This is a genomic window from Streptomyces sp. NPDC052036 (assembly GCF_040680495.1).
Lineage (GTDB): Bacteria > Actinomycetota > Actinomycetes > Streptomycetales > Streptomycetaceae > Streptomyces.
In genome coordinates, this window is sequence record NZ_JBFAWW010000035.1 from 70,949 (window position 1) to 86,029 (window position 15,081).

General features: G+C 72.5%; 11 protein-coding genes. 6 read left to right on the forward strand and 5 right to left on the reverse strand.

What is annotated here, in order from left to right; genetic code table 11:
• Nucleotides 1-116: 116 nt before the first annotated feature.
• Complete coding sequence (locus AB0L95_RS33325) at nt 117-2,102, forward strand: ricin-type beta-trefoil lectin domain protein (RefSeq protein ID WP_365168250.1); 1,986 nt, start codon at nt 117-119, stop codon at nt 2,100-2,102.
• A gap of 18 nt (nt 2,103-2,120) precedes the next feature.
• Here AB0L95_RS33325 and AB0L95_RS33330 read toward each other — a convergent pair whose 3' ends face one another.
• Nucleotides 2,121-4,505: a SpoIIE family protein phosphatase gene (locus AB0L95_RS33330; protein ID WP_365168253.1), complete on the reverse strand. Its 2,385-nt coding sequence runs from the start codon at nt 4,503-4,505 to the stop codon at nt 2,121-2,123.
• Nucleotides 4,506-4,758: 253 nt separating this feature from the next.
• Between AB0L95_RS33330 and AB0L95_RS33335 the strand changes: the two genes are divergently transcribed.
• The 3 genes from AB0L95_RS33335 to AB0L95_RS33345 all read left to right on the forward strand — a co-directional run bounded on the left by AB0L95_RS33335 (nt 4,759) and on the right by AB0L95_RS33345 (nt 7,616).
• A complete protein-coding gene (locus tag AB0L95_RS33335; RefSeq protein ID WP_365168255.1) occupies nt 4,759-5,004 on the forward strand; it encodes a hypothetical protein in 246 nt (81 codons plus the stop codon).
• Nucleotides 5,005-5,007: 3 nt separating this feature from the next.
• Nucleotides 5,008-5,385: a toxin Doc gene (locus AB0L95_RS33340; protein WP_365168257.1), complete on the forward strand. Its 378-nt coding sequence runs from the start codon at nt 5,008-5,010 to the stop codon at nt 5,383-5,385.
• A gap of 536 nt (nt 5,386-5,921) precedes the next feature.
• A complete protein-coding gene (locus AB0L95_RS33345; RefSeq protein ID WP_365168260.1) occupies nt 5,922-7,616 on the forward strand; it encodes an RICIN domain-containing protein in 1,695 nt (564 codons plus the stop codon).
• Between the two features lie 86 nt (nt 7,617-7,702).
• On the opposite strand, the gene AB0L95_RS33350 is transcribed toward AB0L95_RS33345, so the two are convergent.
• Together AB0L95_RS33350 and AB0L95_RS33355 are read right to left on the reverse strand one after the other, a co-directional pair.
• Nucleotides 7,703-8,680 (reverse strand): NAD(P)-dependent oxidoreductase, encoded by a 978-nt coding sequence (locus AB0L95_RS33350; RefSeq protein WP_365168263.1) that lies wholly within the window; start codon nt 8,678-8,680, stop codon nt 7,703-7,705.
• Nucleotides 8,677-9,846, reverse strand: coding sequence for a lactate 2-monooxygenase (locus tag AB0L95_RS33355; protein ID WP_365168265.1), 1,170 nt, complete (start codon nt 9,844-9,846; stop codon nt 8,677-8,679). Before AB0L95_RS33355 ends, AB0L95_RS33350 begins: the two co-directional genes overlap by 4 nt.
• A 117-nt stretch (nt 9,847-9,963) precedes the next feature.
• Here AB0L95_RS33355 and AB0L95_RS33360 point away from each other — a divergent pair, with 117 nt between their 5' ends.
• Nucleotides 9,964-11,130: a helix-turn-helix domain-containing protein gene (locus AB0L95_RS33360; protein ID WP_365168268.1), complete on the forward strand. Its 1,167-nt coding sequence runs from the start codon at nt 9,964-9,966 to the stop codon at nt 11,128-11,130.
• 102 nt (nt 11,131-11,232) lie between these two features.
• Here the strand turns inward: AB0L95_RS33360 and AB0L95_RS33365 are convergent, their stop codons facing one another.
• Together AB0L95_RS33365 and AB0L95_RS33370 are read right to left on the reverse strand one after the other, a co-directional pair.
• Nucleotides 11,233-11,907, reverse strand: a complete 675-nt coding sequence (locus tag AB0L95_RS33365; protein ID WP_365168271.1) for a cyclase family protein — start codon at nt 11,905-11,907, stop codon at nt 11,233-11,235.
• Nucleotides 11,907-13,493 carry a cytosine permease gene (locus AB0L95_RS33370; RefSeq protein WP_365168273.1) on the reverse strand — a complete coding sequence of 529 codons (1,587 nt, stop codon included), beginning with the start codon at nt 13,491-13,493 and terminating at the stop codon, nt 11,907-11,909. The genes AB0L95_RS33365 and AB0L95_RS33370 overlap by 1 nt, the downstream gene beginning before the upstream one ends.
• Before the next feature lie 448 nt (nt 13,494-13,941).
• On the opposite strand from AB0L95_RS33370, the gene dnaK reads away from it, so the two are divergent.
• On the forward strand, nt 13,942-15,081 hold a 1,140-nt coding region (gene dnaK, locus AB0L95_RS33375), incomplete at its 3' end, for a molecular chaperone DnaK (protein ID WP_365168275.1).

The window sequence follows — 15,081 nt, forward strand, 5'->3', positions numbered from 1 at the left end:
CTCGGGCGGGTGTTCGGTATGCCGAATAATCCCCAGGGCACTTCCCATGCGCGATCGGTCGGGTGGTGCCTCCATTGGTATGTACTAAAGAACTTCCGTGCGGGCTTTGGAGGAACGTGGACGTGCAAGGCGGGGCCCAGCGGAATTCTCCGGACTCCCTCCCCTCGTACGACGCCACGGACGAACAGCTCGCCGCCGAGCTGAAGAAGTCCGCCGGCAAGAGGCCTGTACACCATCCGGTCGGCGAACTGCTCGGCCGCCACTGGGAGGCCGCCTTCTCCTACGCCCGGTTGTGCACGGACGGGGCCCACCCCGCCGGAATGCTCACCACGGCGGCATTCACCCGGCTCTTCGAGGATTCCGCCCGGCAGGGCGGACCCACGGCCGCGTGGCGCCCCCACCTGCTCGTCACCATCCGGCGTCTCGCGGGGGAATGGCTCACCGACCACCGGCACGCCCTGCTGCACCCCGACCTCCGCTCCGACCCCGCGAGCGGCGAGCGTGCCGCGGCGCGGCTGCTGCCCCCCGAGACCCGTCGACTGGTGTCCCGTGCCTTCCAGCGGCTCCCCGAGCCCGCCCGCTGTCTGCTGTGGCACACCGAGGTCGAGCGCGAGGAAATCGCCGTTCCCGCAGCCCTGTTGGGCCTCGGGACGGCCGACGCCGCGGTTCGGCTGGACCGGGCGCGCGAGCAGTTGCGTGAGGGGTGTCTGGACGCTCACCGCGAGTCCGCCCCCGACGAGGAGTGCCGTCGCTATGCGGGCCTGCTGGACGCCTCCCTGCGCCGGGGGGACGGCGTCCTCGATCCGGATCTGCGCCGTCATGTCGACGGCTGCATCCACTGCCGCCACGCCGCCGAACAGTTGGAGGGCTTCCACCGGCGCCTTCCGCTGCTTCTCGCGGAGGGCGTGCTCGGCTGGGGCGCGGGGGCCTACCTGGAGACGAAGAACGAGCCCGGCGTGGGGGGCACGGCACCGGCGCCGCCCGTGATGCCCCTCGTCGGCGGGGAGCCGCTGGTCGGCGGGGAGCCGCTGGTCGACCCGGCCGACGTACGCCCGCGGGCCACCGCCGCCGACCGCACGGCCCCCGCCGGCCGGGCCGACCCCGGCGATCAGGGCGCCCCCGCGACGGACACCCCCGGGCGCCACGTCCCCACGCCGGCCGCCGCAGGCCGGCACTCCGCCATCGGGCGCAAGGCCCCGCGCTCGCCGCGTCGGCGGCAACTCACCCTCGCCGTGGCCACGGTGAGCGCGCTCGTCCTCATACCGCTGGCCGTGTGGTCCGGCGCCAGGCCGGGCGGGGGCGCCGCGACCGGCAAGGGCACGCCGTCCGGTGAACCCAGCCCGGGTGGCACGAGCGGCTCCGGATCGCCCTCCTTGATCGGCGCCGCCGCCGACGTGCCCACTGGCGCCTTCGAGGGCCGGCTGCGCAACGAGGACAGCGGTCTGTGCATCGGCCTCGACCAGGACAAGGCGGTCGTCGGCGCCGAGGCCGTGCTCCTGTCCTGCGCGTCCTCCGCGACCCAGCAGTGGGCGTACGAGACCGACGGACTGCTGCACAGCGTCGCCGCGCCGGATCTGTGCCTCGACTCCCACCTCGGCTACTCGGTCCAACTCGTCGTCTGCGCGGGCGCCACGGGGTCCGCGGCGAAGAACGTCCGCTACGACTTCACCCTCCAGGGCGCGCTCGTACCGCGCTTCGACCAGGACCTCGCCCTGACCCCCGCCTCCTCCGCCCAGGACGCATCGCTCGTACTCAAGCCGCGGGCCGGGGACGACACCCAGCGCTGGCACGCGGACACCTCGAACACGCTGCGGATGCAGACGGCCGACTGGGGCGCCGTGACCTCACCGGCGCCCACGGAGACGCACGGCGCCGTGCCGTCCCGTGCGGCGGCCCCGGCGAGCGCCAGCACACCGACGCGGGCCGCCGTCCCGAGCGCGAGCGCATCGGCCACGGACCGGCCCTTCTCCGGGAGCGGGGGCGGCTGCTCCGGCCCGTACTGCTCGCCGGACGGCGGGGGCGGACACGGCGGCTGGGGCGGGCACCACGGCTGGGGCGGCAACCATGGCTGGGATCCGTCCGGGGACCGCGACGGCCACTGACCGGGACCGGCCGCCGCCTCACTGCACCAGACTCAGCTCGGCCCAGATCACCTTGCCCTCGGTGGTGTGGCGGCTGCCCCAGCGCTGGGCGAGCTGGGCCACCAGCAGCAGACCGCGACCGCCCTCGTCGTACGTCCGGGCCCGGCGCAGATGCGGGGCGGTGAGGCTGCCGTCGGAGACCTCGCAGATCAGCGTGGCTGCGTCATGGATCAGCCGCAGCCGGATCGGACGCCCGCCGTGGCGGATGGCGTTGGTCACCAGCTCGCTGACCACCAGCTCGGTGGTGAACGCGGCCTCGCTCATCCGCCATACCTCCAGCCTCCCCACGACCTGCTTGCGGACCGTCGCGACCAGTGCCGGATCGGAGGGGATCTCCCAGGTCTGGACCTGGGCGGCGGGCAGTCCGTGGGTGCGGGCGAGCAGCAGGGCCACATCGTCCGGGACACCGCCCGCGGGCAGCAGGGTGTGCAGGACCCGGTCGCAGGTGTCGTCCAGCGAGCCCTGGCCGGTCGAGGAGCCGGCGAGGACCGAGCACAGCAGCCGGTGGTTCGTGTCGATGTCCCGCTCACGGCTCTCGATCAGCCCGTCGGTGTACAGACCGAGCACCGTGCCCTCGGGCAGATCGACCTCGGTCGATTCGAAGGGCAGCCCGCCGAGTCCCAGCGGCGGCCCGCCCGGCAGCTCGATCTGCCGGGCCGCCTGACCCGGCGGCACCATCACCGGGGCGGGATGGCCCGCCCGCGCGAGCGTGCACCGACGCGAGACCGGGTCGTAGACCGCGTACAGACAGGTGGCCCCCACCTCACCGCTCGGGCCCTCCAGCCCCGCCTCCTGGGACATGCGTATGACGAGATCGTCGAGATGGGTGAGCAACTCCTCCGGCGCCAGATCGATGTCCGCGAGCGTCCGCACGGCGGTGCGCAGCCGCCCCATGGTGGCGGAGGCCTGGACACCGCGCCCGACCACGTCACCGACCACCATGGCGATCCGCATCCCGGACAGCGGGATCACGTCGAACCAGTCGCCGCCCACCCCCGCGCGGGCCGCGGGCAGATAGCGGGAGGCCGCCTCCAGTGCGGCGGTACGCGGCAGCCTTCGAGGCAGCAGACTGCGCTGGAGCGCGAGTGCCGTCTCGCGCTCGCGCTCGAACCGCCGGGCGTTGTCGATGCAGACGGCGGCCCGCGCCGTGATCTCCTCGGCGATCAGCACGTCGTCCGGAGTGAAGGGGTCCGACCGCCGGAACCGTCGCAGCACGGCCACCCCGAACGTCCCGCCACGGGCCTGGATGGGGACCGACATCGTGGAGTGCACACCGAGTTCACGGGCGCGCCTGCCGCGGTCCCGGTCCCATTCGAGCCACTCGGTGAGCGTCGTGGCGAGGTTGGTGGCCACCATCGTCCGGCCGGCCACCAGCGAGGACGCCTGCGGAGAGGAGGCGGGGTACCGGCCGACGCCGCCGGGCTCGATCAGCGCCTCCGGGCAGCCGGGAGTGACCGACTGGTGGGCGGCGCGGCACAGCGTGACCGGCGCGGTGAGCGAGGAGGGCCCGGGCCGGGACTCGTCGCCCGGCGGCGCCAGCAGATCGACGCTGACGAAGTCGGCGAGTGCGGGCACGCACACATCGGCCAGCTCCTGTGCCGTGCGGGCCACGTCGAGGGTGGTCCCGACGCGGACGCTGGCCTCGTTGACCAACTGCAGCCGCTCCCGCGCCAGATACTGTTCGGTGAAGTCGTGCGCGGTGACGCACACCCCGCGCACCCGGCCGCGGTCGTCGACCAGCGGGGCGAACCGGGAGAGCCAGGCGTGCGACAGGCTCTCGCCACCGCTGCGCCGGTGCGTCTGCACATCCCGTCTCCGGCCGGTCTCCAGGACCTCGCGGGCCTCGCTCTCCAGGTCCTCGCTCTCGGGCCTGCCGCTGATCTCCGCCAGCCGCAGACCGCGGATCCGCTCCCGTGGGAGTCCGACCAGGTCCGCCATCGCCTCGTTGCAGGCGTACAGCCGCAGGTTCTCGTCGAAGACGGCGAGGGCGCAGGGCGAGCAGGTCAGCGCCGTCCGTAGCAGCCGGTCGTCCTCCAGCAGGCGGTTCAGGTCGCCGAGAGGGGCGACGACCAGCCATGCGCCGCCGTGCTCCTGCGGACGGTGATGGGCCAGCAGCCACAACGGCAGGGTGCCGCCGTCGCGGTGACGCAGCCGCACCGTGCCGCTCCAGCGGGTACCGTCCGGCTCGGCTCGCGGTACCGGGCTGTCCGGGACGAGCAACTCCGTGGCGGGGCGGCCCTCGGCCTCCCCGGGCGCATACCCCAGCAGTCGGCGTGCGTCCTCGTTCCAGTGCACCAGAATGCCGTTGTCGTCGATGACGGCCCGAGCCGTGGCGGCTTCGCCTGGGGGATGGACCGGGCTCATCGCCACTCCCTTGCGCGCACTCTCGGTGAACAAGTGCATCGCTCGTGTTCCAGCCTAGTCCGTGGCCGGAATACATACCCCCGAAAGCCGACTGGCCGGGAGACCGGCAGCGCGTCGATCGTCTCGCCGATCCGCCGGCAGGATCGGGTCCCCACCCGTACGGCGGGCCCCTCACCCGCTTCCGGTACCTCTCTCACCCTCTTCCCACCTGCGGGTATTTACCGCCGAGTACCCGAGAGGTACCGTGTGGGGCATGCCAGCCCTCAACGTGGAGTTCAGTGATCGGGAGCTAGAGGACCTGCGACGGATCGCCAAGGAGCGCGGTACGTCGATGAAGGCCCTGGTGCGTGAGGCAGCCGCGGCCGACATCGCGCGGCACCGGGCCCTGCAAGAGGGTGCCGAGGCGTTCCGCCGGTTCTTCGAGGGGCACGCGGACGAGTTCGCGGCGGCCTTCCCCGAGGACGAGCCGGGCACGAAGGGTGAGGGGCAGGGCGCCTGACCTATGGCCTCCGTCCTCCATATCGATGTGCCGTGGCTGCTGCAGCGCCATGAAGAGGTCCTTCCCGACCAGCCCGTCATCAACGACTTCTCCGCGCTGGTCGCCGCGGTCGCCCGCCACCGGGTGGACCCGCCCCGTCTCGGTGTGGATTCCGATCCGGCCTGGCGCGCCGCCGCCCTGCTGCACACGCTGACGCTGCTCAAGCCGCTGCCGTCGGCGAACGCGCGCTTCGCCTGTGCCACGGCGGTCGCGTACATGTTGGTCAGCGGTGTCGGCATCGACCCGCCGTACGGCGCCCTGGTCGACCTCGCGCGCGATCTCATCTCCGGCAAGACCGATGTCTACGGCGCGGCGGACCGGCTGCGGTCCTGGCAGATCTGACCTATGGCCTTCCCGCAGGAAAGCCGTCAGCCGTGCCCCGGGGAATGCCGGTGCGCGGGCGCCGGGAATGCCCGTGCGCTCGGGGTGGGGAATGCTCGTACTCGACGGCGTGGGCAATGCCCGTACTCGAAGCCGTGGGCATTGCCGACAGGCGCGGTACGGGGATTTACGGCACTCGGAGCGGGGGCACCGGCGGTGCGCGGAGCGCGGGTGCGTCGAAAGCCGCTGCGAACGCGCCGAGTTGCCGAGACGCCCGCCCTGCCTTTTCCCTGATACCGATGTTGTTCAAGCGCCTTGTTGGCCCTGAGTGACCTGTGCGAAGGTGACCTTCGCGCGCAGGGGCCACGGCCGCTCGGAATCGCCGCTCTCCGTTCAGGGCCGTCGGCGAGCTCACAAAGCTCATCGTCCGGCGGCCGTCGTGCGGCTTTCCCCGCGCCGTGCTTCCCGGCGCCCCCGCCGCGATGGTCCCCACACGCCAGGGCCCTTTCGGCGACCGAACCGCGTGCGCCGCCATGTGCCTTGGAAGGAACCGCTCAGTGCACACCCCCCACCCCCCGCGTCCGTCGTATTCTCCTCGCCCCGGCCTGGCCCTCGGGGAATCCGACGAGGTCCTGGCCTCCCGGCTCAGGGGCCGGCCCGTGGGCGAGGTCACCGAGCCCGTCGCGCTGCTGATGGCGCGGCACTGGCAGCCCGCGCACGAGTACGCGGTCATCTGCCTCGCCTCCGCGGCGGACATCGCCTCGATGGTCACCGCCACCGCATTTCACCGGATCCTCGGCCAGCTCATGCGCTCCGCGTCCGCGGGCGCGCTGCGCCCCCGGTTTCTGGTGGCGGTACGGGACACGGTCGGGGAATGGGCCGCCGACGAACGGATATCGGGGGTTCTGCGCGAGCTGAGAAAGCCCGCGGGGGGCCGGGGCATGCGCGCCGCGAAGTCCCTGACCCCCGAGAACCGCGTCCTTGCCCAGCGGGCTTTCCAGGCGCTTCCCGAACTCGACCAGTGCCTGCTGTGGCACATCGAGGTCGAGGCCGAGGACGTGTCCGTCCCGGCGGCTCTGCTGGGCATGAACCCCGGAGCGGCGGCGGGGGCGCTGGAGCAGGCCCGTGAGCAGTTCCGGGCCGGCTGTGTACGGGCCCACCGGGAACTGGCACCGACCGACGCCTGCCGCTTCCACAACCGACTCCTCGATGTCCCTCTGCGCCGTGGCGGCGCGCTGCTGCCGGATGTGCAGCAGCACCTCTTCGAGTGCCCCTACTGCCGTTCCGCCGCGGAACAGCTGAGCCATTTCGAGGGCGGGCTCGGCGGACTGCTCGCCGAAGCGGTCCTCGGCTGGGGAGCACGGCGCTATCTCGACTCCCGGCCCGGCCGTACGCCGTCCAGAGCCGCCGCCCGGAGCGGGACGGGACTCGGCGGCAGACACGCGGGGGGCGGACGCCGCCGGTTGCTCTCCCGGATCCCCGCGCAGGGCCGCCGGTTCCTGACGGAGGAGCGGAACACCAGGGCACTGCTGACCGGAGTCGGCTTCACCGCCGCCGTCGTGCTCGCCTCGCTCCTGGTGGCCGGCATGTGGTCGGACGACGGTGGCGCCGACCCGGTCGCCTCCACCAGCGCGAGCGGCCGGACCGGGATGCTCTCGGCCGGCCCCGGCTCCGCGCCGCCGCCCGGCGCCGCCGGACAGTCCGTCGCCCCGCAGCGGACCCGGCTGCGCAGTGTCGCCGCCGGGCTCTGCCTGGACATCCGCGGCACGGTCCGGGCCGGCGCGGACACCCGGCTCGCGGCGTGCACGTCGGCGTGGACACAGCAGTGGTCGTACGAGGGCGACGGTCTGCTGCGCAGTGTCGCCGACCCGGGGCTCTGCCTCGACTCCCGCGCCACCGACGGGGTCGTGACGCTCGCCCGGTGCGTCGACGCGGGCGAGGCGGGCGAGGCGGGCGCCGACGACGTCCGCTACGACCTCACCGTGCGGGGCGAGTTGCTGCCGCGCAGGGCCGAGAACCTCGCCGTCGCACCCGCGAGCACCGACCCCGACACCGATGTCGTCGTCAAGGCCCGCGACGGCTCCGACACCCAGCGGTGGACGACCGACGGCCCGTCGGCGGCGCCCCGGTCGCTGTCCATCGCCGGGACGGACGAGCAGCCGACCACCCCGGTTCCGCGTGGTTCCGATCCCGCGCGGACCCTGTCTCCCCGCACGAGCGCGCTCTCGCCGACCCATCGGACGACGTACTGAACGCCCTCGGCGCCGACGGACACACCGCTCCACCCGGCGGGCCGTGGCCCCCCCCCCACGACCCGGCGCGTCGTCCTGAGGCACCGTCAGGAGACCACGTCCCGGGGCCCCTTCCCGGCCAGGAAGTCGGCGGCGTTCTGCACGGCCGCCAGGGCGATCCGTATCAGGGTCTCCCGGGTGACCCCGGCGACATGCGGGGACAGCACCACGTTCGGTGCCTTGAGCACCTTGAGGGCCGCGGTGGGCGGTTCGGGGTCGAAGACGTCGAGGCCCGCCCCGGCCAGCGCGCCCCGCTCCAGCGCGTCGGCGAGGGCGTCCTGGTCGATGAGGGCGCCTCGCGCCGTGTTGACCACGAACGCGGTCGGTTTCATCAGGGCCAGGCGGTCGGCGTCGAGCAGATGCCGGGTCTCCTCCGTGAGCGGCGCGTGCAGCGTCACATAGTCGGATGTGCGCAGCAGTTCGTCGAGCGGGACATGGCGCGCCCCGCCGAGCCGGGCCTCCGTCTCCGCGTCCACGCGCTGGGGACCCGCGTACAGGATCGTCATGTCGAAGGCGACCGCGCGCTGCGCGACCTCCAGGCCGATATGGCCGAGTCCGACGATGCCGAGGGTCTTGCCGGACAGCTCGGTGATGGACTGCTGCAGCCGCGGCAGCGCCCAGTCGGCGTCGACGAGGGCGGTGTGCGCCGGCACCAACCGCTTCGCCAGGGCGAGCATGAGCGCGAAGGTCTGCTCGGCCACGTTCTGCTTCTCCGCGCCGCTGGAGCCGATGTTGCACACGGGCACGTTCCGGGCGCGGGCCGCGTGCAGGTCGACGTAGTCGAAGCCGTGGCTCGCGCACTGGACGAGTTCCAACTCCGGTGCGGCGGTGATGTGTTCGGCCGTGACCGGGGCGAGGCCCGTGACGATGACGTGCGCCGCGCGCAACGCCGCCGGGTCCTCGTCGGTCCGCTCCACCACGGTGACGTTTGCCTCGCCGGGGAAGAAGGCGGAGAGCGTGGTGCCCGCCGTGCGCCCGCCGACGTGGGGCGAGATGACGGCCAGGACGTTCTTGAGGTCGGTCATGAGGTCTCCTCGATCAGATCGGCGGGGCCGAGGGTGCTGGGGCGGGCGTGCCCGGACAGGGCGAGCGTGAGGTCGAACTCGGCGAGCAGACAGCGGATGACGTGTTCGACGCCCGCCTGGCCGTCGAGCCCCAGTCCGTAGGCGTACGGCCGTCCCACGAGCACCGACCGCGCGCCCAGCGCGAGCGCCTTGAAGATGTCGTCGCCGGTGCGTATCCCGCTGTCGAACAGGACGGTGAGCCGGTCCCCGACCGCCTCCACCACCCGCGGCAGCGCGTCCGCCGCCGCCACGGAACCCGCCACCTGCCGGCCGCCGTGGTTGGAGACGACCACGCCGTCCATCCCCGCGTCGAGGGCCCGGCGGCCGTCGTCCGGGTGCAGGATGCCCTTCAGCACGATGGGCCCGTCCCAGTTCTCCCGTAGGAACGCCAGGTCCGGCCAGGTCTTGCCGGGGTCCGCGAACATGCCCACGAAGTGCAGCACGGCGGCGTTGGGGTCCTCGTGCACCGGCTTCGCCAGACCGGCCTGGAACGCCGGGTCGGTGAAGTAGTTGGCGGTGCCCACCCCGTGCAGGAACGGCAGATACGCCTGGTCCAGGTCCCGGGGCCGCCAGGCGAGCAGCGGTGTGTCGAGCGTGACGAACAGGGCCGTGAATCCGGCCGCCTTCGCCCGGGCCAGGAAACTGCGGGTGACCTCGCGGTCCTTGGCCCAGTACAGCTGGAACCAGCGCTCTCCGTCCCCCGACGCCTCGGCCACCTGCTCCATCGGCGTACTGGAGGCCGAGGACAGGATGTAGGGCACGCCCTGCGCGGCGGCGGCCCGAGCCGCCGCGGACTCCGCGTCGGGATGCATGATCGACAGCACGCCGACCGGGGCCAGGGCCAGCGGCGCCGGCAACGGCCGCCCCAGCACCTCGACGGACAGATCCCGTTCGTGCACGTCCCGCAGCATGCGCGGCACGATCCGGCGGCGCTCCAGCGCCGCCCGGTTGGCCCGTGCGGTGCTGCCGTCGCCCGCGCTGCCCGCCACATAGCCGACCGGTCCCGGCCCGAGCCGCTGCTCGGTCAGCTCCTCCAGCCGGGTCAGATCGGTGGGCAGCCGCGGCACGGCGCCCGTCATGCCGTTCAGATAGATCTCGTACTGGAAGTCCGCCCAGTGCCGTGTCATCCCGTGCGCTCCGCCTCTCGTCCCTGAGACCGCGTGGTGTGGCGACGATCCTTGCGATCCTGATAAGTCCCGTCCACCGTGGTGCGCACAACGGACGGCTGTCATCATCACCCTGTGATGAACCAGCCCCTGCCGTCCCGACGCCGTGTCCGGGACGAGATCCTCGCCGACCGGCGGGTCGTGGAGAGGGTCGTCGCCGCCGTCCACGCCCAGGTGCCGGTCTACGCCGCGCTGGACGACGGCAGACTGACAGAGGTACGGGCCATCGCCGCCTGGGGGGTGGACCGGCTGCTGCAGCTGTGGGCCACCGACGGCACGCTGGCCCCCGCCGACCTGCGCCGGTTCCGCGGTATCGCGGCGGCCCGCGCGGCCGACGGCCGGCCCGTGCAGGCGGTGCTGCGCGCCTACCGGGTGGCGGCGACCGTGCTGACCGACGAGGTCGCCGCCCGGACCGGGGACCTCACGCCGGCTGACGGCTTCGCGCTGGCCCGTGTGCTGCTCACGGCACTGGACACGCTGTCGGAGGTGGTGGCCACGGCCTACGCGGCCACCACCGAGGACCTCGCCGGGGACCGCGACCGGGCCCTGCGGCTGCTGCTCGACGATCTGATCGCGGGCCGGCACGCCTCGGCGGGAGCGCTCACGGACCGCTCGGCGCGGCTGGGTGTCCACCTCCCCGACCCCTACTGCCTGCTGGTGGCCGAGCCGACGACCGAGGGCGGCCCCGACATGTCGTACGAGGCCGCTGCGGGGCTGCTCGCCGCGCTCGGCGACGGCGGTATGTCACTGTCGACGGTCCGCGGCTCCCGGGCCGTGCTGCTGCTGCCCCAGGCGGCGGCCCGGCGGGCGCCGGCCGCCCTCGACGAGCGGGCCTGGCGGGCCTGCGCGATCACCGGGGAGGGCCTGGACCGGGTCGCTGTGGCCCACCGGCTCGCCGCCGACGCCCTCGACACGGCACCCGCCCACGCCCACCGTCCCGGACGTGTGCTCACGGACGCCGACGCCCATATCCTCGCCCTGCTCGCCGGACACCCGGCCGCCACCCCGGATCACATCGCCCATCTGGCCCTCGGCCCGCTGACCGAGCCGGACCAGCGCCATCTGCTCCAGGCCCTGACCGCGTACATCGAGGCGGGATCGGCTACAGCCGCCGCCCGCGCGCTCCATCTGCACCCGCAGTCGCTGCGCTACCGGCTGCGCCGGATCCACGCCCTGACCTCCCGCGATCCGCGCGACCCCTGGCAGCGCCTGACCCTGGACCTCGCCCGCACGATCAGGACCTGATCCGGTGTCATGAGCCGGGCCGCACCGCCGGCGGACCGCCCACGGCGAGAGCGCGGCCATGGATGCGCTCCCCGCGCGGCACCGGGGTTCGCGCCTCTGCGCCTACCCCGCCGGACCGCCGACCCGGGCCACGGCCCGGACCGGGGCGCCGTCCGAGCCGGGCAGGTGCAGCGGGAACAGGAAGACCTCCACCGAGCGGCCGGCGCGCTGGGCGGCGAGGACACGGTCGAGACCGGTGAGGTTCTCGGCGATCACGCCGGTCGCGCCGCACAGCACCCGATGGGCGGGCAGGTCCGGGTCGCCGGACGGGTCCACGCTCAGCGCGTCCACCCCGACGGTGCGGACGCTCGCGTTGACGATCGCCTGTGCCGACTCGGGCGTCAGCCAGGGGTGGTCCGCGTAGGCGTCGGTTCCCCAGTAGGCCGACCAGCCGGTCGCCAGCAGCAGGATCGCGCCCGGCTGGAGCCGCAGCAGACTGAGCGCGGGCGCGAGCAGCTCGGGCGTGATCGCCGTCCGGGCCGACAGGCCCCGGACGTCCGCCACCACGGCCGGGCCCGCGAACCGCTCCAGCGGCAGCGCGCCCAGCGCGGGCCACCCCGAGTTCACGTGGTACGGCGCGTCCACATGCGTCCCGGACTGCGAACCCATGTGCAGGCTCAGGACGTTCACGCCGTCCGTCGCCACCCGCAGCGCCCGTTCCACCTCGACCTGCGGGTCACCGGGATAGACGGGCATCCCGGTGACCACGGGCACCGACAGGTCGAGCCAGGTGTCCATCAGCCCCCCTCGACCACGAGTGCCGGAGCGCTCTCGTCCAAGGCGCCCGGCCCGGTGATCGGCGGGACCGGCGCCTCGACGGTACGGGCCAGTCGCGCGCCCTCGGGCCCGTACGCCGCCCGGGGCTCGGGGAAGAGCCGCAGCAGCGCCAGGTAGAGGATCGCGGCGACGGCCAGCGACAGCGGAAGGCTGATGTCGACGCCGTTCGCCAGGTCGCCCAGCGGGCCGACGAACTGGCCGGGGATGTCGGTGAACAGCACGCCGATCACCGCCGAGACCCACCAGGCGGTCATGCCCCGCCAGTTCCAGCCGTGCGTGAACCAGTAGCGGCCGCCGCGCTGGCGGCGGTTGAAGACTTGCAGCGCGTCCGGGTCGTACCAGCCGCGCCGGGTGTAGAAGCCGAGCATCATCACGACCATCCACGGAGTGGTACAGGTGATGATCATCGTGGCAAAAGTGGAGATCGACTGCACCAGGTTCAGCCCGAATCGGCCGATGAAGATGAACGCGATCGACAGCACGCCGACCACCAGCGTCGCCTGGACCCGGGACAGCCGGGGGAACACCGACGAGAAGTCCAGGCCGGTTCCGTACAGCGACGTCGTGCCCGTCGACATGCCGCCGATCAGCGCCAGCAGACACACGGGCAGGAAGAACCAGGTCGGTGAGATGGCGAGCAGACCGCCGACGAAGTCCGGAGCGGACGGGTCGACGTACTTCGGTGCCTGCTTGGCGATGATGCTCGCGGTCGCCAGACCGAAGACGAACGGCAGGAGGGTCGCGATCTGGGAGAGGAACGCGGCAGCGACCACCTTGCGGCGCGGTGTGTTCGCGGGGATGTAGCGCGACCAGTCGCCGAGGAACGCGCCGAACGACACCGGGTTCGACAGCACGATCAGCGCCGCGCCGATGAACGACGGCCAGAACAGCGCCTTGGTCCCGGGGTTGGCCGAGGCGGTGAAGACACCGGCGTACGAGGGGTCGAAGTCCCCGGCGAAGGCGATCGCCCCGAGCAGGAACAGCACGGTCGCCGAAGTCACCGCGATCTTGTTGACGAACAGCATGAACCGGAAGCCGTAGACGCACACCGCGAGCACGAGGCCCGCGAACAGCGCGTAGGCGACGACGTACGACAGATTCCCGCGCTCCAGGCCGAAGAGCCGGTGAGCGCCGCCGACCAGGGCGTCACCCGAACTCCACACGGAGATCGAGAAGAACGCGATGGCTGTGAGCAGGGAGAGGAACGAGCCGACCACCCGGCCGTGCACCCCGAGGTGGGCGGAGGAGGAGACCGCGTTGTTCGTGCCGTTGACCGGGCCGAACACCGCCATCGGGCACAGGATCAGCGCGCCCGCGACCACTCCGAGGAGCGTCGCCGCGAGTCCTTGCCAGAAGGAGAGGCCGAACAGGATCGGGAAGGCACCGAGGACGCAGGTGGAGAAGGTGTTGGCGCCGCCGAAGGCGACCCGGAACAGATCGAGCGGGGTCGCGGTGCGATCCGCGTCGGGGATGCGCTCGACGCCGTAGGTCTCCACCTCGGTGAGGGACGGGGGCGCGGCGGCGGAGGAGTCGGGGTTCTCGGGCAACGGGAGCTCCAGCGGGGGAAGGGCGGCGGAGCGCGTTCGTGGCGCGACGGGTCGGACGGCACCGGGCCGCCGCAGGGGTGCGCGGGGGAGACGGGGCCGTCCGCTGGTGGTCTGCAGACGGTACGGCGCCCCGTACGGCCCGCACCAGAGGATGCTTCATCCAGCTTTCGTGCTCCGGATGGATGGTTCTTCCATGGCTCCTCGGCCGGGGGAGAGGCGTCGTGTCCTCGGTCGGGGGAAGGGGGCCGGATCGCCGTCTGTCCGATCGGGGCAGACGATGAAAGGGACGAAAGAGCCGTCGCCGGTCCGTCCGCATCGCGTGGGGCCGTCGGTCCGGCAGGAATCGCCTTGACAAGGGGCCACTCAAGTTTTATTCAGGCAGGTAAGGAAACCAGGACAAAAACCGCAGCCCGGAGGGGTACCGGGACGACGAGGAGGGAGCGCCCCCATGGCACGTCCGGTCGGTATCGACCTCGGCACCACGAACTCGGTGGTCTCGGTCCTGGAGGGCGGCGAGCCCACCGTCATCACCAACACCGAGGGCGCCCGGACCACGCCGTCGGTCGTGGCCTTCGCCAAGAACGGCGAGGTGCTGGTCGGCGAGGTCGCCAAGCGGCAGGCGGTGACCAACGTCGAGCGCACCGCGCGCTCCGTCAAACGCCACGTGGGCGACCAGGCGTGGCGCTTCCCGGACAGCGGCACCGTCGACGGCAAGAAGTACACCGCACAGGAGATCTCCGCGCGTGTGCTGCAGAAGCTGAAGAGGGACGCGGAGGCCTACCTCGGCGAGGACGTCACCGACGCGGTGATCACCGTCCCCGCGTACTTCGACGACTCCCAGCGGCAGGCCACCAAGGAGGCCGGGGAGATCGCGGGCCTGAACGTCCTGCGGATCATCAACGAGCCGACGGCTGCCGCGCTGGCGTACGGACTCGACAAGGAGAACGACCAGACGGTCCTCGTCTTCGACCTCGGCGGCGGCACCTTCGACGTGTCGCTCCTGGAGATGGGCGAGGGAGTCATCGAGGTCAAGGCCACCAACGGCGACACCCGTCTCGGCGGCGACGACTGGGACCAGCGGGTCGTCGACCACCTGGTCAAGCAGTTCAAGAACGGGTACGGCATCGATCTGTCCCAGGACAAGATGGCGGTGCAGCGACTGCGCGAGGCCGCGGAGAAGGCCAAGATCGAGCTGTCGAGTTCGTCCGAGACGACCATCAACCTGCCCTATGTGACGGCCTCGTCGGAGGGCCCGCTTCACCTGGACGAGAAGCTGACCCGCGCCCAGTTCCAGCAGCTGACGGCCGACCTGCTGGACCGCTGCAAGGGCCCCTTCCACCAGGCGGTCAAGGATGCCGGGATCAAGGTGTCCGACGTCGACCATGTGATCCTCGTGGGCGGCTCGACCCGGATGCCCGCCGTGACGGACCTGGTCAGGGAGCTGACCGGCAAGGAGCCGCACAAGGGTGTGAACCCGGACGAGGTCGTGGCCGTCGGCGCCTCGCTCCAGGCCGGTGTCCTCAAGGGTGAGGTCAAGGACGTCCTGCTCCTGGACGTGACCCCGCTGTCCCTCGGTATCGAGACCAAG